This window comes from Bacillota bacterium LX-D (genome assembly GCA_031628995.1).
Taxonomy (GTDB): domain Bacteria; phylum Bacillota; class DUOV01; order DUOV01; family Zhaonellaceae; genus JAVLUO01.
In genome coordinates this window covers 78,145-98,043 of the sequence record JAVLUO010000002.1, presented here as the reverse complement: position 1 = coordinate 98,043, position 19,899 = coordinate 78,145, and the positions used below count along the sequence as shown (strand labels likewise).

The following is a 19,899-nucleotide window of genomic DNA, read 5'->3' as shown; positions in this document are numbered from 1 at the left end:
AGGAGGTATTAAAATGCAATATGTCATTATTGGATCAAGTGCTGCGGGAATCAGCGCAGTTTCGGCAATTCGAGAATTAGATCCAAAAAACAGCATAATTATGATTTCAAAAGATAAACAAATATACTCTCGCTGTCAATTGCCTGAAATCATTACAGGGGAACGTACCCTGAAAGAAAGCTGCTTTATTCCAGCTAATTTTTTCGAAAAATATCGTGTGAAATGGATTGATGATACTGGAGTAACTCATATTAATACAGACGCCCATGTTGTTGAAACAAATAACGGTCAAAAAATTACCTTTGACCGACTGTTAATTGCTACTGGAGCCAGTTCTTTTTTTCCTCCAATTGATAATTTACAAAAAGGACGTCAAATTTGTGGACTTCGTAATATAGATGATGCTTTGCAAATCGTTGATTATGCACATGACATGAAAAAAGCTGTTATTATTGGCGCTGGTTTAGTTGGCGTTGAAGCAGCTTTAGCCTTAAATGATTTAGGATTAAAAGTAACCCTGGTCGAAAATGCCTCACATATTTTACCCTTACAGTTAGACCAAACCGCAGCTGGAAATTATGAAAGGCTGCTGAATGAACATCAAATCAATATCTACACCAATGAAATAGTTACAAAAATACATCTGGATGAAAAACAAAATGTAACCCATGTTGAATTAAAAAGCGGAGTTATATTGCCAGCAGATTTAATCATTGTTGCGACAGGTATAACTCCAAATATTCAATTTTTAGACCATGTACCCATTAAAATTAATCGAGGTATTATCGTTAATGAAAAACAAGAAACCTCAATACCAAATATATATGCAGCCGGAGATGTCTGTGCATCAACAGAGTCTTTTACTGCTAAAATAACGCCCACACCAATTTGGCCTTTAGCAATCGAACAGGGACGAATTGCCGGTACCAATATGGCTGGCGGCAATAAACAACGTACTATTAATTTTGCCTATAAAAATTCAATGAATCTTTTTGGACTTTCCACCATTTCATATGGTTTTACCGAAGCCCCCAATGAAAATTATACGACTCATATTCAGTTTGAACGGGGCAGCTATAAGAAACTTATTATTAAAGATGGTATTTTATTCGGAGCTATTTTCCAAGGAGATATCAGCGGAGCAGGTATTTATGGTAAATTAATTGCAGAAAAAATCTCTATTAACTCATTACCTCCAGAGCGTCTTTTTAGTATTAGCTACGCTAATTTTTTTAATCAACAAGAAAATGGCTTATATAGATACTAGCATTTTCTAAATAATTTACATTCTTACTGAGTCGCAAACTGCCATGAATTTTGCTCCGGTTATAAATCTAATAAAACACCGTAAACTAACATTTCAATTAGTCACGGTGTTTTATTACTTTAATTTACATTTTCGAAATAATGAATTACCAACAGTAACCCTTGAGGAAAAACAATTTTGCCTTTTGGAGCAGTTAAAATATTGCTTACCCCGCGAGAGCTGCCAAAGTACAATGTTTCATTATGTAAAGGGTATTTAAATCCTTCTACTGTAACACCCTGGACATGGCTCTTTAGAGGAATTAAAGAGACTGTATCACCCGGCTTTCCTTGCACTACTGACTGTCCTGTACAAAGCCAAGCTGCAAAATTATCCTCAATAATTTTTAGCTGTATCTTAAGAGCGGCATAAGGCACCAGCGCCAGGACTGTAGCAAAAGTATGATCTAAGCGGTCTCCGGTGGCAGCTAAAAGATATATTTCCCGAGGGTTTTGGGCTATGGCTTTTTCTAAAGCCAATTCAGTATCCGTATAGTCCTTATCTACAGGGAACTGGGCAATTTCCACTCCCAGGCTTTGATACTTTTCCAGTATTTCTTGAGAGACAGAATCGAAGTCACCAAGGATTAAATTAGGCGTATAACCCAGTTCATAAGCATATTCTGCACCTTGATCGGCACAAATAATAAAGTCAGCTTCTTCCAAGTACTTTAGAGGCAATCTACCCTGGGGTTTAGTTCCTCCGGTAACAATAGCGCATTTTTTCATGTCCCTCACCAACTCTTTTTGCTTTCGGCGGTTGTAAGATTTCAGCCCAAACAAAGCCTCTAACAACTTCATCTTGAGTAAAGGGGAGTCCTGTTTTCCGCTGAAGATTATCTGTGTTCGTTTCTTTAAAGCCTTCTGGGGAAATTACTTCTGTAGTGGTTCCTTCTGTTGTAATTTGTTCTGTTGTAATCCCTTCTGAGGTCATTCCTTCTGAGGCAATTCCCTCGGTGCCTTCCTGTATACCTTCCTCACCTGCAGCTAATCCTTCTTCTGAATCCATAGGCGTGTATGCCATACTGCTATTACCTTCCACAGCATAGCCTTCACTTTCAAAGGCCATGCCTTCTTCCCCTGTTTCCACCTGAAGAGGCCGTGGTTTTTCAGGCTCTACATCTTCCCAATCAAAATCAAAATCTTCTTCCTGGCGCTTCTTTTTTTTCGCTGATTCTTCCCAGGCTTTAAAAACTATATAAATAATAAAGCCCAAAACACCTAAAATATCCACTTGATATTCCCCCGGTTATTTTTTGTCGTTCTGAGTAACATTAGCATCGGGATTTAGTTTAGCAATGGCATCGCGCATCTGGGTATCAGCTAAAACATTTTGCAAGTTATAATAATCCATTACTCCAAGTTTACCTTCGCTTAGGGCCTTAGCCAGGGCTTTAGGCACTTCTGCTTCAGCTTCTACTACTTTAGCTCTCATTTCCTGAACCGAAGCCTTCATTTCCTGTTCCTTAGCAACTGCCATAGCACGGCGTTCCTCTGCCTTAGCCTGGGCAATACGTTTATCTGCCTCAGCCTGATCAGTCTGCAACTGAGCACCAATATTTCTACCTACATCTATATCTGCAATATCGATGGAGAGTATTTCAAAAGCTGTTCCAGCGTCAAGTCCCTTACTTAAAACAGTTTGAGAAATAAGGTCTGGGTTTTCCAAAACTTCTTTATGACTTTCTGAGGAACCTACTGTGGTAACAATACCTTCACCTACTCTGGCAATAATCGTATTTTCCCCTGCTCCCCCTACTAGACGGTCAATGTTGGCCCGTACAGTTACTCTAGCTTTAACCCTAACTTCAATACCATTTTTAGCTACAGCAGCAACAGTAGGAGTTTCAATTACTCTAGGATTAACACTCATTTGCACCGCATCTAAGACGTTACGGCCTGCTAAGTCAATTGCGGCTGCCCTTTCAAAGGGTAAAGGAATATCTGCTCTTTCGGCGGCAATTAGAGCATCAACTACTCTGTCAACATTACCTCCAGCAAGATAGTGAGCCTCCAACTGATTCCCAGTGACTTTAATACCTGCCTTATCAGCCTTAATCCATGGGTTAACAATTTTAGCCGGCGGCACTCTTCTTAACCTCATTCCGATTAGTGTTATAATCCCAACTTTAACTCCAGCAGCTAAAGCTGAAATCCACAATCCTACAGGTATGAAGCTTAAAACAATCAGGACAGCAATTACAATTAAGATTACAAAAATTAAACTACCAAACAAACCTGACATTTACGCACCTCCATAAAATTTTTTTAGTCTTTAGTTACTGCATCAACCTTGGCCACAACAACCTTCGTACCTTCCACCTTAAGGACTTTTACAGTACTTTTAGGGGCTATAAAATCTCCTTCTGTCACCACATCAACTCGACGTTCACCAAAAAGAGCCGAGCCTGCAGGCCTTAAAGGAGTTATGGCTACACCTTGTTGTCCTATTAATTCTTCTAAGGAACTTTTAATATTTACATAGCCAGCAGTTTTATCCTGATGAGTCTCTAACATCAGTTTTTTCCAGACATTTCTGGTAGGTAAATACTTAAAACTTAAAATTGCAATAAGTATTGTACCAATAAGTGCGATTACTATGGAAACACTAGCTTGTTCCAGGGAAGGAGCAGCTTGGAAAATACTAATCAGGACAGCTACGAAACCTAGAACCCCGGCAAATCCGTGGCCTGGAATCAGTAAGACCTCAACAAGCATTAAAATCAATCCTACTAAAAATATTAAAATAGTCTCCCAGCCAGTTAAACCGGCAATAATACTTGCTCCAAAATATAGGCTTAAAGCAGCTAACCCTACTCCCCCTGCTATACCAAATCCTATTGTAAAGACTTCTACAATTAGCCCAGCTATCCCAATAGTCAAAAGCAAAGGGCTAACATAAGGGCTGCTAAGAAAGCGAGCTAACTTTTCCCCGGCGCTCTGGGTATATTCAATTATCTCAGCATCCTGCAGGTTATATTTGGCGAGAACATCGTTTCTCGTTGCAAGGGTAGCATTAGTCATTCCCCATTTTTGTGCCTGGGCATCAGTTAAGGTAAGTAATTTCCCTTTTTGCACTAAGCCGGGTATTTCTATATCAGCATCAGCCATACTCCTTGCTATTTGGGGATTACGGCCGTTTTTTTCCGCTGCTGCCGCAAGCTCACCTGACCAAAAAGAAACAAATTTCTCGTCGGCTTTTTCCTCTCCTACCCTTGGCTCAGCAGCTCCCATAGTTGTTCCCGGTGCCATTACCAATTCTGGTGCAGCTAAGGCAATTAAAGCACCTGCTGAAATAGCTCTTCCTGTAACAAAAGAAATTGTTTCTACAGGAGATTGTTCAATTGTATCTTTAATTTCAATGGCCGCATTAACCTGGCCTCCTAAGGTATCGATTTCTAGCAAGACCCTTTGGGCATTATTAGCAGCTGCCTCTTTATAAGCCTTAGCAATATGCTTTGCTAAAGCTCCTTCAATAGCCCCCTGGACTTTTACTACATAGACCTTATTTCCTGCAGCTGAAGCTTGAGGCAAGGCAAAGGAGCATGAAAAAGCAGCTACAGTTAATAAGAGTAATGCAACAGCAAAATATTTTTTCAAATTAACCGACCTTTCTTATTTAATAATTATTCCCAGCTTACCTATATACCGAACATATTTGTTTATATTTTATGTCCCTTTGAATGGGGTAATACTAAAAAGTCTGGTATAAATAAGATTATACCAGACTCAGGGACGTAAATAGTTATTCATTTAACCCAACCACAAGTAGAGAGGAAGGTATAGAGGTTTAACTCCACTTACGCTTCCTAGCTGCTTCTGATTTTTTCTTCCTTTTTACGCTAGGTTTTTCATAATGCTCTCTTTTTCTTACTTCAGATAAAACTCCTGCTTTTTGGCACGATCTTTTGAATCGGCGTAAAGCAGCATCTAGAGATTCATTTTTCCCAACTTTAATTTCGCTCAAAGCCTAATCTCCCTCCCTCCACTACCAACCATGCAACCAAATGCTTGCGCTGAGAATGATAGGAAAAACGCAAAAACACACATTAAATTATACTATATTTGAATAAGTAAAGTCAACTTTTTAACCTAATGTAGTTAGTTGACGTCCGCCTAATAAATGGAAGTGTAAATGATAAACAACCTGTCCGCCATCCTGTTTACAATTATTAACTAGGCGGAAACCTTTTTCAGCAATGCCTTCTTGCCGGGCTAACTTTTTAGCCACCAAATGAATATGTCCAATTAATTCTTTATCTTGGCTTTCCAAAGAAGTTAAATCAGGAATATGTTTCTTAGGAATTATTAAGATGTGGATAGGTGCCAAGGGCTTAATATCACGAAAAGCTAACACAAGTTCATCTTCGTATACTATTTCCCCTGGGATTTCTTTATTAATTATTTTACAAAAAATACAGTCGCTCATTTTTTCACCTCCCACCCTTAATAGTTAAACAATTTTTCCAAGTAAATAGCTTAGTTTTAAACTAGCTTGCCAAGAATATAATCGCTACATATTTGCTCTAAAGAAACCTGCACCAATTCACCGCGCAGCTCTTCATCGGAAGGAAATTTTAATTTTAGATAATTGGTGGTATGCCCCTCCCAAAGTCTCTTATGTTTTGTTTCAACTAAAATCTCCATTTTCCTGCCTAAATATTTTTGTTTAAACTGAACAGCTAATTTTTCACCTAAACAAAGCATTTCTTGGCTTCTTTTTTCTTTGATTTCCGGACTAATCCGGTCTGGAAATTGGGCTGCCTTAGTACCCTGCCGGGGAGAGTATTTAAAAACATGCAGAGCTGCGAAACCCATCTCTTCAACAAAATGTAAAGAGTTCTCATGCTGTTTGGCAGTTTCCCCTGGAAAACCAACCATAATATCTGTTGTTAATGCTAAATCAGCAATTTTTTGGCGCAATTTGAACACTAGTTTGGCAAAAGCAGTTGTAGTATATCTTCTATTCATACGGCGCAAAACATCATCATCACCGCTTTGCAAAGAAATATGGAGATGAGGACAAATAATAGGGTTTGCAGCCAATGTTTCAATAAAATCCTCTGTAAATTCATTAGGGTCTAAGGAACTTAACCTTAACCTTTTTAAACCTGGTGTTTTACTTAGCTCAATAATTAACCAGTTTAAATTATAGGGGGAACCTAAGTCTTGTCCGTAAGCTCCAGTATGAATACCAGTCAAAACAATTTCTTTATATCCTTGACTTACTAGCTGTTGAACTTCCTGAATAGTACGCTGAGGTTCCCGACTGCGCACTGGACCCCGGGCAAAAGGAATTATACAATATGAACAAAATTGCTGACAGCCTTCTTCTATCTTTAAAAAAGCACGTTCTTTGCCTGTGTGCTGCCGTGAAAGTTCTTCAAAATCATGGGTATGCATAATATCCCTTACCGCATTAATTGGTTCCTTTTTCCTCTTAGCCTCCTCAAGGAGCTCCAGGATTTTTCCTCGATCCTGGGTACCTACGATTAAATCCACACCAGGTATTTTGGCAACTTCTTCAGGTGCAACTTGCGCATAACAGCCGGAAACAACAATCAAAGCATCTGGGTTATTTTTAACAGCCCGACGGATTAGCTGTCGGGACTTCCGATCCCCTAAATGAGTTACTGTACAAGTATGTATAAGATAAACATCAGCCTGGTCAGCAAAATCTACAGCTTCGTAACCATTTTGCAGAAAAATATTTAAAAATGCATCTGCTTCGTATTGATTGACTTTACAGCCTAAAGTATGGAGAGCAACTCTTTTAGTGGTCATTCCCTGCAACTCCTAGTTCATTCATTTCGTACATTGCCATTACCAAAACTGCCAGTCCGGCTGTTTCTGTCCGTAAAATTCTAGATCCTAAAGTAACTGTCCTAGCATCAAATTTTTGGGCTAGGGTTATTTCACTTCCATCGAGACCCCCTTCAGGGCCGATTAGAAAAGCTATCTTTTGTTTAGTCTTTTGCTCTTGATTCTTAAGCTGCTGTAAAAGGCTTTTTAAACCAACTTCTTTCTCCTCTTCCCAAGGAACTATCAGTATTTGTCCATTTAACGCCTGTAGTGCCTTGTCCAGACTCTGTACAGGTTCAATGATGGGGATTGAAGTACGTTGGCATTGTTTAGCGGCTTCCATGGCAATTTTTTGCCATCGTTCCTGCTTCTTGTAAGCTTTTTCCTCTGTCAGCTGTACAACTGTTCTAGTTGTCTCCACAGGTACAATTCTGGAAATGCCTAATTCAGTACATTTCTGTATAATAAATTCCATTTTATCCCCTTTAGGAATGCCTTGCAACAATGTTACTTCCAGGAGAGGTTCGGCCCCAGAAGCTGTTTCCTGGCGGTGGATAGCAACAAGAACCTTATTTTTATCTAGTTGAGCGATTTCACCAAAATATTCAGAGCCTGTTCCATCGGCAATTACTACTTCAGCGCCTGTTTTAAGTCGAAGTACTTTACTAATATGTTGGACATCTTCTCCTAAAACTGTAATAAATTGTCCATGTACCTGCTCAGGTGATACAAAAAAACGGTGAGCCAAGGCAGTGCCCCTTTCATTACCTCATTTTTTGCGCCAGTGCTGTAACCCAGTCATTCTCCTGACGACGTTCTATAACCTGAAAACCGGATTTAGTTAAAACCTCATGGACATCAGGCCAGCGGTCCAGGATAATCCCTGATACTAAAAAGAAGCCGCCTTTTTTTAATTTGGACTTTGCCTGGGGAGTTAATAAAATAATCACATCTGCAATAATATTAGCAACGATGAAATCGGCTTGTTCTTCTACTCCCGCCAGCAAATCGCTATATTTAGTTTCAACTTGTTGTTCTACTTTATTTTCCAGGACGTTTTGTTGGGCAACCTGAACCGCTAAGGTATCTGCATCTACAGCCACTACTTTTCCAGCTCCCAGTTTAGCAGCTACGATAGATAATACCCCTGAACCAGTGCCTACATCTATTACACTTGCCCCAGGCTGTAAATATTTCTCCAAGAACTTAATACAGAGTGCCGTAGTAGGATGATTGCCTGTACCAAAGGCCATACCTGGATCCAGCTTAACAATTAAATCTTCCTCATCAGCTGAATAGTTTTCCCAACTGGGGACAATTACAATCCTATTGCCTATTTTTTCTGGCTTGTAATATGTTTTCCAGGAATTAGCCCAATCTTCTTCGGCAATTTCAGCCAAAGAAACTTCGGCTAAGTATTGGGTAAAATGTTCCTGCAAAGTTTCCAATTGGTTTCGAAACTGATTTAAACGTCCAGGCAGCAAATCATCAATAGGAAGATAGCCTTTAATCACCACATTTTCCGCTTCGATCAATTCTACTGGTAGTTCATATGCATCCCAATTAGCCTCAGCCAAATACCTGGCTAAAACTTTAGGATCTTGGATGACAACTCCCGATGCTCCAATTTCGTAAAATAAATTACTTACGGCCTCAGCCGCTTCCTCTGTAGTGGTTACAGATATTTCCTGCCATTTACTCATGATCGAAGCTCCTTACCTAAAATTTTTAAAAAATGAAAAATGCGGTATTATACCGGACAGCTTCCATCTGTCCGGTAACCCGCCATAATTTATCCTTTAAAAGCATCTTTAACTCGATCAAAGAAACCCTTATCTTTATCTTTTTCTTTTTCTTTAGCTTTAAGGTTATCTCTTGTTAAGGTATGGGCAAATTGTTGTAACAGCTCTTTTTGTTTTTCTGTTAAATTTGTGGGAATAACAACATTAACCCTTACATGTTGATCCCCTCTGCCTGAACCTCTTAGTTTGGGAATACCTTGCCCTTTTAAGCGAAAAGATGTTCCCGTTTGTGTGCCTTCAGGAATTTTTAATTTCACTTTGCCATCTAAAGTTGGCACTTGCAGTTCGTCCCCTAAAGATGCCTGCACAATACTTATTGGGAAATCGCAATATACATCATAGCCTTGGCGTTTAAACATTTTATGAGGCTTCACCACAATGAAAACATACAAGTCCCCAGGTGGCCCGCCTAGAGTACCTAATTCCCCTTCCCCGGAAACACGGAGCCTGGAATCATTGTCTACTCCAGCCGGGATATTTAAATGAATTTTTTTCGTCACACTTACCTGGCCTCGCCCTTTGCAGGCGTGACAACGATTCTTAATTATTTTTCCGGTGCCGTTGCAGTGGTGGCAGGTTTTAATAGTCTGGAAGTGTCCTAACGGTGTATTTTGAGTAATACGAACTTGACCAGTTCCACTGCATACGGTGCATGTTTCTGGAGTAGTACCAGGCTCAGCACCGGAGCCATGGCAAATAGAACACTCTTCCATTTTAGGAATTTCAATATCCTTTTCTACCCCAAAGGCAGCTTCTTCAAAGGTAATATGCAAATCATAGCGAACATCATCGCCTTTTTGGGGGCCACGGTGCTGTCCACGGCCACCAAAACCTCCAAAAAACATATCAAAAATATCGCCAAAGCCGCTGAAGTCAGCGTTGCCTCCACCAAAGCCTCCAAAGCCTTGACCTGAGGCACCGGCATGGCCAAATTGGTCATAGCTGGCCCGTTTCTCCTGATCGCTTAAAACTGCGTAAGCTTCGTTGATTTCTTTAATTTTCTCTTCTGCACTTTTATCGCCTGGGTTTACATCAGGATGGTACTTTCGAGCCAGCTTACGATAGGCTTTTTTTATTTCATCCTGGCTGGCATCTTTATTTACACCTAAAACCTCATAGTAATCTCTTTTCTGCATTCTTTCACCCCTTATTGGGAATCCAAAAGGGATTTCCCAATGCTGGTTCTAGTTCAGCTTATTTTTTGTCGTCATCAACTACTTCGTAGTCCGCATCTACTACATTATCATCTTTTGGTGCTTCACCTGTACCCTGCTGGGCTCCTGTTTGCTGATAAACTTTAGTTGTTACTGCATAAATTGCTTGGGAAAGCTGTTCTGTCTTTTGCTTAATATCTTGAATATTATTTCCTTTAACTGCTTCCGCTAACTCCTCTTTAGCCTTACGGACATTTTCCGCATCAGCTGCATCAACCTTGCCTTCAAATTCCTTTAGAGTTTTATCTGTTTGATATAATAAAGCATCTGCTTGGTTGCGAACTTCTACCTCTTCTTTACGTTTCTTATCTTCTTCAGCAAATTTTTCGGCATCGTTAACCATGCGCTCAATATCAGCATCTGATAAGCCACCGGAAGAAGTAATCGTAATTTGTTGTTGTTTACCAGTGCCTAAATCTTTAGCAGAAACTTGAACTATACCGTTAGCATCAATATCAAATTTAACTTCGATCTGTGGAATGCCGCGGGGAGCAGGTGGTATGTCTGTCAAATTAAATCTACCTAAAGTTTTATTGTCTGCCGCCATCTGCCGTTCACCTTGCAGCACATGGATTTCAACACTAGTCTGATTATCGGCAGCAGTAGAGAAGATTTGACTTTTGGATGTTGGAATAGTTGTATTTCTTTCAATTAGTTTTGTAAAGACACCACCTAAAGTTTCAATACCCAAGGATAGTGGAGTTACGTCAAGAAGCAACACATCTTTAACTTCTCCAGTTAAAACACCTGCTTGAATAGCAGCACCAAGAGCAACACATTCATCAGGATTTACACCTTTGTGAGGTTCCTTGCCAATTAATTTTTTAATTGCTTCCTGAACTGCTGGAATCCTAGTAGAACCCCCTACCAAAATAACTTTGTTAATTTCTTCTGGCTTTAGGCCTGCATCTGATAAAGCCTGTTTCGTGGGACCCATTGTTTTTTCTACTAAGTCGGCTGTTAATTCTTCGAATTTGGCTCTAGTTAATGTAATATCCATGTGCTGAGGTCCTTCTTCTGTTGCTGTAATAAAAGGTAAATTAATATTAGAAGTCATAACACTGGATAGTTCATGTTTTGCTTTTTCAGCAGCTTCTTTTAAACGCTGCATAGCCATCCTATCTTTACTTAAATCAACACCGTTGGATTTCTTAAATTCGTCCACCAGGTAATTCATAATTCTTTCATCAAAATCGTCTCCGCCTAAGCGGTTGTTACCACTGGTAGCTTTAACTTCGAATACGCCATCACCAAGTTCCAAAATGGAAACGTCAAAAGTACCTCCGCCTAAGTCGAAGACCAAAATAGTATCATCATCGCCTTTATCTAGGCCATAAGCCAAAGCAGCAGCAGTAGGTTCGTTAATAATTCTAAGAACTTCTAAGCCTGCAATTTTACCAGCATCTTTAGTTGCTTGGCGCTGGCTATCTGTAAAGTAGGCAGGTACGGTGATAACAGCTTGAGAAACTTTTTCTCCCAAATAACTTTCTGCATCGGATTTTAGCTTTTGTAATATAATAGCTGAAATTTCCTGAGGTGTATAGTCTTTGCCATCAATATTTATCTTATAGTTAGTACCCATATGTCTTTTAATTGAAGTAATTGTCTTGTCAGGATTGGTAACAGCCTGGCGTTTTGCTACCTGGCCAACTAAACGCTCACCATTTTTAGCAAAACCAACAATAGATGGTGTAGTTCTATTTCCTTCCGCGTTAGTGATAACAGTAGCTTCTCCGCCTTCCATTACTGCAACGCAGGAGTTAGTAGTTCCTAAATCAATGCCTATAACTTTACCCATTATTTTTCCTCCTTCTTCAAATTGCTATTGGGAAATTAATCATCTAATCAAATATAATATGTAATAAACTTAAAAGTTTTAATATTTGGCAACCTTAACAACACTAGGTCTAATTACTTTTTCGTATAAAGTATATCCAACCTTCAATTCCTCAACAATTTGATTATCTTGTTCCTGATTTTCTGCTTCAACTTGCATTACAGCTTCATGCTTTTCAGGATCAAAAGGCTGGCCTAAAGTTTCAATGGTCTTTAGTCCTTCTTTTTCTAACGCTTCCATAAGCTGACGATAAATCATATCCATACCTGACATAAATTTTGCCGCATCTCCACCTTTTTCTGCAGCAGCTAACGCCAGGGAAAAATTATCCATACTGGGCAAAATACTTAAAATTAGGCGTTCCGCTCCATAACGGGCCATATCCTCTAATTCTTTACGAGACCTTTTCTTGAAATTATCAAAATCAGCCTGTAATCTTTGCAGCCGATTGAATAATTCTTCATTTTCTTTTTCCTTAGCTTGAATTTGCGCTAATAAATCGTCTGCACTTGGTGTTTCAACTGTTTCCTCATCTTTTAAATCTTCCATTTTTAAATCTTCCATGTTTTCAGCATTTTCTGCTTGCTGCTCTTGTTCCAATTCTACTTTTTCTACTTTTTTCTCTGCCAACTAGGTCACCTTCCCTTTAAAACTCTATATTTCCCGCTTTCGTCTCCTGACTAGGATTTATTTCTTTCATCCTGATAATAGTGTCTATCCTTAAAATAGCCTCTGCCACTTCACCGGCAGCTTTTAAGGCATGTATTTTAACTAAAGCAGGGTCTACTACTCCTAATTCAAACATATCGGTAATTTCACCAGTTTCACAATCTAAAGCCAACGCTATATTTTCTTGAGATTTTTGGGCTGTAATTACTTCTTGCTGCTTTTCTAAAGCCATGTATCCGGCATTGGCCACTATCTGGCAAAAGGGCTTATTTAAAGCTTCCACAACGCAATCTACCCCATATGCTGCCATTCCCTTGGCTTTTTGGCGGGAATTTTGGACAGCCAAGGCTGCTGCTATTTCAACGGCACCTCCTCCAGGCACAATGCCACCTTTTACAGCTGCCTGCACTGCACTAGCTGCATCTTTGGCAATTCTCTCCATCTCGTCTACAACTTCTTCTGTGGCAGCTCCAACCAAAATGCTGGCCGTAGGTTTGCCGCAGCCATCGATAATCCGAACCTGTTTTAACTTTTGATCTAAGTAAATTGTCTGAGCCTTGCCTAAGTATTTTTTTAGTTCAGTACTTTCTTTTTTCAAACCCGTTCTTTTAATAAAACGGGCACCACAATGTTCCATTGCTTTGCGCAATTCCTTGTGGGCTACTCTCTGTAAAACTACTATTCCTGCATCAGTTAAAATTTCCTCAGCTAAAGGTGAAACGCCTCTGTCAACTAAGACTAATTTTACCTGTAAATCAATTATTTTCCCTAAATTGTGGATAAACTCATTTTGTAATTCGTAATAGCGCCTTACTCCAGCTTCAGTAGCTAAGGCTTCTTCTTCAACTTCCTCTGGTTCTAGAGCATCATCTATGATTAATAGATTAACATTAGTTATATAATCTGCTTCAACTTCTGCATTCATCCATTCCTTATTAATAATGACGCCTTCGAACACTTCATTTTGGGCACCTGCTTGAGCTATTACGGTTTCAGCCAACTTAAAATGGGGTTCTAGCAATTTTTCCTGACCGATTAAATTGGCAGCATTAACTACCAATTCTGCTATCTCAGCATAACCACGTCCTGCTACCAAGGCAATTTGCTTTAAACTAGGGTCCTTCAAATCTTTTATTTTCTTAGCCTGCAGTTGAAAAAAATCAAGACCTTCTTGCACACCTAAGCGAAGTCCTTCTACAACTTTAGCTACTGGAACCCCTTTTAGGACTTGCTCCATACCTGCACTAACCAAACTGCCTGCCATAATAGTTGCCGTAGTGGTACCATCTCCAATTTCCTCTTGCTGAGCTTTGGCAATATTAATTAGCATTTTGGCCGCAGGATGATTGACTTCCATTAAGTTTAAAATTGTTACACCATCGTTAGTAATGACAACGCCGCCAAATTGATCTACCAACATAGTATCCATACCCTTAGGTCCTAAGGTTCCTTCAACTGCGCTGGATATAGCTCGAACAGCACTAACATTTGTAGATAAAGCAGCTAAACTTTCATCTACTTCGGCATTTTCACTCACTTGTTTAACACTCATTAAGAATCTTAAGCTCCTTTTACCAAAATTACTTTTAGACAAGCGGAAAAAGGCAGGAAGGAACATGATTCTTCTTGCCTTTCCATCTTTTCAGGCCTGTCAGCAAAATTTCTTACTTTATTAGCTTAGCTAATGCCAGAGAAAGGTTTTGGGTCACGTACTCTACTAAGGAAATAGCTTTGGAATAAGCCATCCTGGTAGGACCTAAAAGCCCAATAGAACCTAAAATCTCCCCATCTATCTGGTATGAAGCCGTAATAATACTACAGCCTGTAATACCCTCATGTTTATTTTCTCCACCAATTTTTACTGTTAACCCTGTTTTTGTCTCTCGGGTTAAAATATCTTTTAAAATCTCCTTCTCTTCCAGCAAACTTAATAGATCCCGCAACTTGTCAATATCTTTGAATTCAGGCTGGTTAAAAATATTTAAGGTTCCTCCTAAGTGAACTTTTTCCTTGGATGCTAGACTGTTAAGCTGCTGAAACAATCCTAGGACATTGTCGATAATTTCCTTATACTGCTGATTTTCACGCAAAACATCTAAGAGAAGATCCTGCTTAATCTGGTTTAAAGTAAATCCTTTAAATTTGTGATTTAAGGCTAAACTAACTTTCTCTAAATCAGCAGCACTTATGCTTTCGGGTATATTTAAAATATAATGCTGAATAATGCGGGAATTAATGACGACTACCATTAAAGCTACTCCCGGGCCTAAAGGCAGAAGCTGAATATGCTCAAAAACTAGTCTATCCCACTGGGGTTCTACAATCATAGCCGTATAATGAGTCATTTCTGATAAAAGTTCACTAGCCTGTTTAATCACACTTTGGATTTCTTCCATCTTTTGTTTTTGCGAAAAACAAAAATCTATATAGTCCTTTTCTGCTTGATTAAGTTCCTGCTTTTCCATTAAACAGTCTACATAGTACCTGTAGCCCAAATCGGAAGGAATTCGACCTGCAGACGTATGGGGCTGCTCAATATAACCTAATTCCTCCAAATCTGCCATTTCGTTTCGGATAGTAGCGGGACTCACACCCAAATTATATTTTCGGGCGATTGTCCTAGATCCAACGGGTTCTGCGGTAGCAATGTAATCTTGAATAATAGATTGAAGAACTTTCTTCTTCCGCTCGTCCATCGGCATGCCTCTCACCACTTTTTGTTAGCACTCTTCCTTATCGAGTGCTAAGATTTATAATTAAAACGTATCACTCTCATATTAATTTGTCAAGATTTATAAACCAGCTTTCTTAAACAAAATACATGAAAACTTGATTAGCAATAGGAACAGCCTTAGGAGTTAAATGCAAATATTTGCCATTAAACTCCACCAGCTTAAATTTTAGTAATTCTTGAAGCTCCTCTTTAAATACGTCTTCAATTTCTTTCTTAAATCTTCTTTGAAATGCTTTGGAATCTAACCCTTGAGCTAAACGTAAACCTAAAAAAACCTGCTCACCCATCATTTCTTTTTCAGATAGTTTTTCCTCTTCCGCTATAGGAAAACGGTTCTGGTTAAGTTCTTGAATATAAGCGGGCAAATTTTTTTCATTCATAAATCGTCTGTTCTCTATTTGGGAACTAGCCCCCAATCCCAGTCCTAAAAAGCTTTTATACTGCCAATATCCCAAATTATGTTGGGACTCAAAACCTGGTAAGGCATAATTGGAAATTTCATAGTGATTATAGCCTGCAGCTTCAAGGAGCTCATTAGCAAGTTGGCGCATTTCCAAAGTCACATCTTCCTCAGGCAAACTGATTTGACCTTGCTCTTCTAAATCTCCCCACAGAGTTCCCTCTTCAATTTTTAGCCCATAAGCAGAAATATGCTGAACACCTATCCTTAATGCTTCTTTAATAGTTAACTCCCACTGCCCTAAAGTCTGGCCTGGCAGTCCAAACATTAAATCTAAGCTAAGATTGTTAAAACCTGCTTTTTTAGCTAGCCTAAGACCCTCTTTAGCCTGGGCTGAGGTGTGAATTCTCCCCATCTTCTGCAATAATTCATCATCAAAGGATTGGACTCCAAAAGAGATCCTGTTTATTCCATGACACCTTAACTGCTGAAGTTTATTTAAGTCCACTGTACCAGGATTTGCCTCTACAGTAGCTTCCGTAACATGGTCCCAACTAAAAAAGTCCCGGCACCTTGTTAGCACCTGGACCAATTGTTCTGATTCTAATGCAGTAGGAGTTCCCCCGCCTAGATAAACCGTATCAATTTTCCAGGGAGCACCTTGTTCTTGGTAAAGTTCCATCTCTCTGGCTAATGCTTTTAAATATGTGGATATTGTATACTTATCAGCAGGGAAGGATAAAAAATCACAGTAGTTACACTTTTGTAAACAAAAAGGGAAATGTAAATAAAGACCTACGCCCATAACTACTCTTAGTCCTCAATGCTCAGAACAGCCATAAAAGCTTCCTGAGGTATTTCTACAGAACCAACTTGTTTCATTCTCTTTTTTCCTTCTTTTTGCTTTTCTAAGAGTTTCTTTTTCCGAGAGATATCCCCTCCATAACATTTTTCCAATACATCTTTCCGCATAGCTTTAACTGTTTCCCTGGCAATAATTTTATTACCAATAGCGGCTTGAATAGGAACCTCAAACATTTGACGCGGAATAATTTTACGCAGTTTTTCTGCCAAAGCTCGGCCCCGGTAATAGGCTTTATCCTTGTGGACAATACAAGATAAAGCATCAACAATTTCCGCATTAAGCATGATGTCCAGCTTGACCAGATTAGATTGGCGATAACCTGTCAGCTCATAATCAAAAGAAGCATACCCTTTTGTTCTGGATTTTAATTGATCAAAGAAATCAAAAATAATTTCGCTCAATGGTAAATGATAAATTAGCATCACCCTGTTAGTAGTCAAGTACTCCATGTTGCCAAAAGTGCCTCTTTTGTCCTGGCAAAGTTCCATTACAGCTCCAACGAAATCGCTAGGAACCATAATGGAAGCCTTGACATAAGGTTCTTCGATTGTCTCTATATAATTTGGTTCCGGTAAATTAGTAGGGTTATCTACCATGACAACCTCACCGCTGGTTTTTGTTACCCGATAAATAACGCTGGGAGCAGTGGTAATCAGCTGGAGTCCATATTCCCTTTCCAGCCTTTCTTGAATAATTTCCATATGCAGCAAACCTAGAAAACCACAGCGAAAACCAAAACCTAAAGCAGTAGAAGTTTCTGGTTCGAAAACTAAGGAAGCATCGTTTAGCTGCAATTTTTCTAAAGCATCACGAAGATTATCATACTGGTTAGTTTCGATTGGATACAAACCGCAAAAAACCATGGGGGTTACTTTACGGTAACCAGGCAAAGGAGATGCTGCTGGATTTTCCGCTTCCGTAATTGTATCTCCAACTCGAGTATCCTTAACATTTTTTATGCTGGCAGTAATAAAACCAACTTCACCTGCTGCCAGCTTATCTACTATTTTTAAAGCAGGAGTAAAAACACCTACTTCGTTAACTTCATATTCAGCCTCAGTTGCCATCATTTTAATCTTCATGCCTTTGTACACAGTACCTTCCATAATGCGTACATAGGGAATTGCTCCTTTATAGGCATCAAAATGGGAATCAAAAATTAAAGTTCTTAAAGGATCCTTTACATCCCCTTCTGGAGGAGGAATTTTATGCACAATAGCTTCTAAGATATCTTTTGTTCCAATTCCTGTTTTGGCAGATGCTAAAATAGCCTCGCTAGCATCAAGGCCAATTACATCTTCAATCTCTTGTTTTACTCTTTCCGGTTCAGCGCTGGGTAAGTCAATTTTATTGATAACAGGAATTATTTCTAAATCATGTTCTAGTGCTAAATAGACATTAGCCAAGGTCTGAGCTTCTATGCCTTGAGCTGCATCTACTACCAGCAAGGCACCCTCGCAGGCTGCTAAGCTACGAGAAACTTCATAAGTAAAGTCCACATGTCCCGGTGTGTCAATTAAATTAAGCAGGTAAGTTTCTCCATTCTGGGCTTTATAATTTAAACGCACCGCTTGCAGCTTAATAGTAATGCCTCGTTCCCTTTCTAGGTCCATTTTATCTAAGACCTGTTCTTCCATTTCCCGCTCCGACAAAGCGCCGGTATATTCCAATAAACGGTCTGCTAAAGTAGATTTTCCATGATCTATATGAGCAATAATGCAAAAGTTACGAATTTTTTTTTGCCAATCTTGTGTCATGTTAGACCTCCAGTAAGTTTCCAACATCCATACTCAAACTTATCTCTATTGGATTATATCACCACTTTATATCCCTAGCAAGCTAAGAAGGGACTTCCAGAGATCTTCTCCTTGTACTTTAACTTTTTCCATTATTTCTTTGCTTAAGGCGGCTGTTTCTAAAACAGGAGTATAATCAATTGTATAAGCTTTATTCAAAAAAGTTAGTGCCACCTCTTCTTCCTGAAATCTACAGCCAAGAACTTCCCAATCGCCACTGCCCACAACTTTTTTTACACCTTGTCCCGCCATATTTAAACCCACAACCATTATGACTAGCAGTATTAGAACAAATTTCAATAGCCGCATTTCCATTCCCCCTGTAAAAAACAACTTTTCTCTAGCATTTTCCAATTATGCGGCTAATAATACATTTTTAATTTTTCATTTCGGCTAAGATAGCAGTTAAAACATCGGCAAACAAACTTACGGACCTTTCGGCTTCTTCCAGGGAATTTTTGGCGCTACCAACTTCAATTAGAATGGCGTGAGAATGAAGATGTTGATTATACCTACCGCTTTGTACTCGATAGCCTTTGGATAGGCCGGGATACATTTGATTCATTTTTTTAACGATTTCAGCTGCAAATTTTTTGTTTTGCTGCCAATTAGGGTGCTTAAGACGGGCGTTGCTGCCTACGATAAGCATAATTTTAGCCACTTTTTGACCATCTATTTTGACTACTTCTCTTTTTTTAACTCCCGCATCCCTGTGCACATCTATAATTACTTTTAAGCTGCTATTTCCCTGCAGCATTGTGCGAAATGTTTTTTCCGAGTTATTATAAGACTTAGGAAAGCTTGGGTAGTCATGAATAACTGTGGCTCGAATTGTTTCTATTTGTCTATTTTTTAAAGCTTGGGCCAGGGTAGCTGCAACTTTGGAAATACCTGCATTTTGTCCTTCCAGTTTGTCCGTTCCATCAGTAGGAATATATGTCTCTGCATTATGTGTTGTATAAATTGCTACTAAGGGATTTCCATTTTTTTCTAAGTTCTTCATATTCTCTTTAGATAAAAGTTCCGATGATGTTGATTCTGGTTGAAGTTCTGGAATATACTCCTCTTCCGTATCTGCATAAATACCTGTAGAAACGGCTGCCGCCTCATCCCCTGTTGATTTCAGAAGTTTTAATTCAGATCCTAAATAATCCCCTGGTCCATTTATATTAGGATTAGTTAGAAATAGGAATAGATTTTTAGGGTTGGGGATAATACTGTTTACAGCATCTTTTTCTAGATCGGCACTAGGATAAAGGATAGGCATTGTTTCCAGCAGTATGTGTTTGGAATTGTTAACCGTAACTATTTTGCCCAACGTCTTGTCCAACATAGAAAAAGGTGCTTCAACGGCAAATGCAAACCCTCTGCCTAATAGCCAAGCTATTGTAATTAATGCAGCTAATTTTACAAAACCAAAAACAATATTTTTAATTTTAAAAGAAGTGCGTACAATAAATATAGGCTTCAAGGTA

19 protein-coding genes are annotated in these 19,899 nt (G+C 39.1%); 1 reads left to right on the top strand and 18 read right to left on the bottom strand.

Annotation, left to right across the window (positions count from 1 at the left end):
- The first annotated feature begins 13 nt into the window (after window positions 1-13).
- Window positions 14-1,267, top strand: a complete 1,254-nt coding sequence (locus RDV78_02895; GenBank protein ID MDS1029451.1) for an FAD-dependent oxidoreductase — start codon at window positions 14-16, stop codon at window positions 1,265-1,267.
- Between the two features lie 119 nt (window positions 1,268-1,386).
- Here the strand turns inward: RDV78_02895 and RDV78_02890 are convergent, their stop codons facing one another.
- The 18 genes from RDV78_02890 to RDV78_02805 form a co-directional block, all read right to left on the bottom strand.
- Window positions 1,387-2,034 carry a thiamine diphosphokinase gene (locus RDV78_02890; GenBank protein ID MDS1029450.1) on the bottom strand — a complete coding sequence of 216 codons (648 nt, stop codon included), beginning with the start codon at window positions 2,032-2,034 and terminating at the stop codon, window positions 1,387-1,389.
- Window positions 2,000-2,539, bottom strand: a complete 540-nt coding sequence (locus RDV78_02885; GenBank protein ID MDS1029449.1) for a hypothetical protein — start codon at window positions 2,537-2,539, stop codon at window positions 2,000-2,002. The genes RDV78_02890 and RDV78_02885 overlap by 35 nt, the downstream gene beginning before the upstream one ends.
- 15 nt (window positions 2,540-2,554) lie before the next feature.
- Window positions 2,555-3,550 carry a flotillin-like protein FloA gene (floA, locus tag RDV78_02880; GenBank protein ID MDS1029448.1) on the bottom strand — a complete coding sequence of 332 codons (996 nt, stop codon included), beginning with the start codon at window positions 3,548-3,550 and terminating at the stop codon, window positions 2,555-2,557.
- A 23-nt stretch (window positions 3,551-3,573) separates the two neighbouring features.
- Window positions 3,574-4,905, bottom strand: coding sequence for an NfeD family protein (locus RDV78_02875; protein ID MDS1029447.1), 1,332 nt, complete (start codon window positions 4,903-4,905; stop codon window positions 3,574-3,576).
- A gap of 190 nt (window positions 4,906-5,095) precedes the next feature.
- On the bottom strand, window positions 5,096-5,272 hold the full coding sequence (gene rpsU, locus RDV78_02870; GenBank protein ID MDS1029446.1) for a 30S ribosomal protein S21: 177 nt from the start codon (window positions 5,270-5,272) through the stop codon (window positions 5,096-5,098).
- 120 nt (window positions 5,273-5,392) lie between these two features.
- Window positions 5,393-5,734, bottom strand: a complete 342-nt coding sequence (locus tag RDV78_02865; GenBank protein ID MDS1029445.1) for a histidine triad nucleotide-binding protein — start codon at window positions 5,732-5,734, stop codon at window positions 5,393-5,395.
- A gap of 56 nt (window positions 5,735-5,790) precedes the next feature.
- Window positions 5,791-7,089 carry a tRNA (N(6)-L-threonylcarbamoyladenosine(37)-C(2))-methylthiotransferase MtaB gene (gene mtaB, locus RDV78_02860; GenBank protein MDS1029444.1) on the bottom strand — a complete coding sequence of 433 codons (1,299 nt, stop codon included), beginning with the start codon at window positions 7,087-7,089 and terminating at the stop codon, window positions 5,791-5,793.
- Window positions 7,079-7,855: a 16S rRNA (uracil(1498)-N(3))-methyltransferase gene (locus tag RDV78_02855; GenBank protein ID MDS1029443.1), complete on the bottom strand. Its 777-nt coding sequence runs from the start codon at window positions 7,853-7,855 to the stop codon at window positions 7,079-7,081. Before RDV78_02855 ends, mtaB begins: the two co-directional genes overlap by 11 nt.
- Window positions 7,856-7,871: 16 nt before the next feature.
- A complete protein-coding gene (prmA, locus tag RDV78_02850) occupies window positions 7,872-8,810 on the bottom strand; it encodes a 50S ribosomal protein L11 methyltransferase (GenBank protein ID MDS1029442.1) in 939 nt (312 codons plus the stop codon).
- An 89-nt stretch (window positions 8,811-8,899) separates the two neighbouring features.
- On the bottom strand, window positions 8,900-10,045 hold the full coding sequence (gene dnaJ, locus RDV78_02845; protein ID MDS1029441.1) for a molecular chaperone DnaJ: 1,146 nt from the start codon (window positions 10,043-10,045) through the stop codon (window positions 8,900-8,902).
- 58 nt (window positions 10,046-10,103) lie between these two features.
- Entirely contained in the window at window positions 10,104-11,921 is a 1,818-nt protein-coding gene (gene dnaK, locus RDV78_02840; protein ID MDS1029440.1) for a molecular chaperone DnaK, read from the bottom strand.
- Between the two features lie 78 nt (window positions 11,922-11,999).
- Window positions 12,000-12,590, bottom strand: a complete 591-nt coding sequence (gene grpE / locus RDV78_02835) for a nucleotide exchange factor GrpE (GenBank protein ID MDS1029439.1) — start codon at window positions 12,588-12,590, stop codon at window positions 12,000-12,002.
- A 16-nt stretch (window positions 12,591-12,606) separates the two neighbouring features.
- A complete protein-coding gene (locus RDV78_02830; protein MDS1029438.1) occupies window positions 12,607-14,181 on the bottom strand; it encodes a TCP-1/cpn60 chaperonin family protein in 1,575 nt (524 codons plus the stop codon).
- A gap of 112 nt (window positions 14,182-14,293) precedes the next feature.
- Window positions 14,294-15,325, bottom strand: coding sequence for a heat-inducible transcriptional repressor HrcA (gene hrcA, locus RDV78_02825; GenBank protein ID MDS1029437.1), 1,032 nt, complete (start codon window positions 15,323-15,325; stop codon window positions 14,294-14,296).
- A gap of 112 nt (window positions 15,326-15,437) precedes the next feature.
- Complete coding sequence (gene hemW / locus RDV78_02820) at window positions 15,438-16,568, bottom strand: radical SAM family heme chaperone HemW (GenBank protein ID MDS1029436.1); 1,131 nt, start codon at window positions 16,566-16,568, stop codon at window positions 15,438-15,440.
- A gap of 8 nt (window positions 16,569-16,576) precedes the next feature.
- On the bottom strand, window positions 16,577-18,385 hold the full coding sequence (gene lepA / locus RDV78_02815) for a translation elongation factor 4 (protein MDS1029435.1): 1,809 nt from the start codon (window positions 18,383-18,385) through the stop codon (window positions 16,577-16,579).
- Window positions 18,386-18,451: 66 nt separating this feature from the next.
- Window positions 18,452-18,733: a hypothetical protein gene (locus tag RDV78_02810; protein ID MDS1029434.1), complete on the bottom strand. Its 282-nt coding sequence runs from the start codon at window positions 18,731-18,733 to the stop codon at window positions 18,452-18,454.
- 67 nt (window positions 18,734-18,800) lie between these two features.
- Window positions 18,801-19,895 carry a stage II sporulation protein P gene (locus RDV78_02805; protein ID MDS1029433.1) on the bottom strand — a complete coding sequence of 365 codons (1,095 nt, stop codon included), beginning with the start codon at window positions 19,893-19,895 and terminating at the stop codon, window positions 18,801-18,803.
- Window positions 19,896-19,899 lie beyond the last annotated feature (4 nt).

Coding starts and splice junctions, on each gene's coding strand:
- RDV78_02810 (MDS1029434.1), bottom strand. CDS start 18,733: ATGCGGCTATTGAAATTTGTTCTAATACTGCTAGTCATAATGGTTGTG.
- floA (MDS1029448.1), bottom strand. CDS start 3,550: ATGTCAGGTTTGTTTGGTAGTTTAATTTTTGTAATCTTAATTGTAATT.
- RDV78_02865 (MDS1029445.1), bottom strand. CDS start 5,734: ATGAGCGACTGTATTTTTTGTAAAATAATTAATAAAGAAATCCCAGGG.
- mtaB (MDS1029444.1), bottom strand. CDS start 7,089: ATGACCACTAAAAGAGTTGCTCTCCATACTTTAGGCTGTAAAGTCAAT.
- dnaK (MDS1029440.1), bottom strand. CDS start 11,921: ATGGGTAAAGTTATAGGCATTGATTTAGGAACTACTAACTCCTGCGTT.
- dnaJ (MDS1029441.1), bottom strand. CDS start 10,045: ATGCAGAAAAGAGATTACTATGAGGTTTTAGGTGTAAATAAAGATGCC.
- hrcA (MDS1029437.1), bottom strand. CDS start 15,325: ATGGACGAGCGGAAGAAGAAAGTTCTTCAATCTATTATTCAAGATTAC.
- lepA (MDS1029435.1), bottom strand. CDS start 18,385: ATGACACAAGATTGGCAAAAAAAAATTCGTAACTTTTGCATTATTGCT.
- prmA (MDS1029442.1), bottom strand. CDS start 8,810: ATGAGTAAATGGCAGGAAATATCTGTAACCACTACAGAGGAAGCGGCT.
- hemW (MDS1029436.1), bottom strand. CDS start 16,568: ATGGGCGTAGGTCTTTATTTACATTTCCCTTTTTGTTTACAAAAGTGT.
- RDV78_02830 (MDS1029438.1), bottom strand. CDS start 14,181: ATGAGTGTTAAACAAGTGAGTGAAAATGCCGAAGTAGATGAAAGTTTA.
- RDV78_02890 (MDS1029450.1), bottom strand. CDS start 2,034: ATGAAAAAATGCGCTATTGTTACCGGAGGAACTAAACCCCAGGGTAGA.
- RDV78_02895 (MDS1029451.1), top strand. CDS start 14: ATGCAATATGTCATTATTGGATCAAGTGCTGCGGGAATCAGCGCAGTT.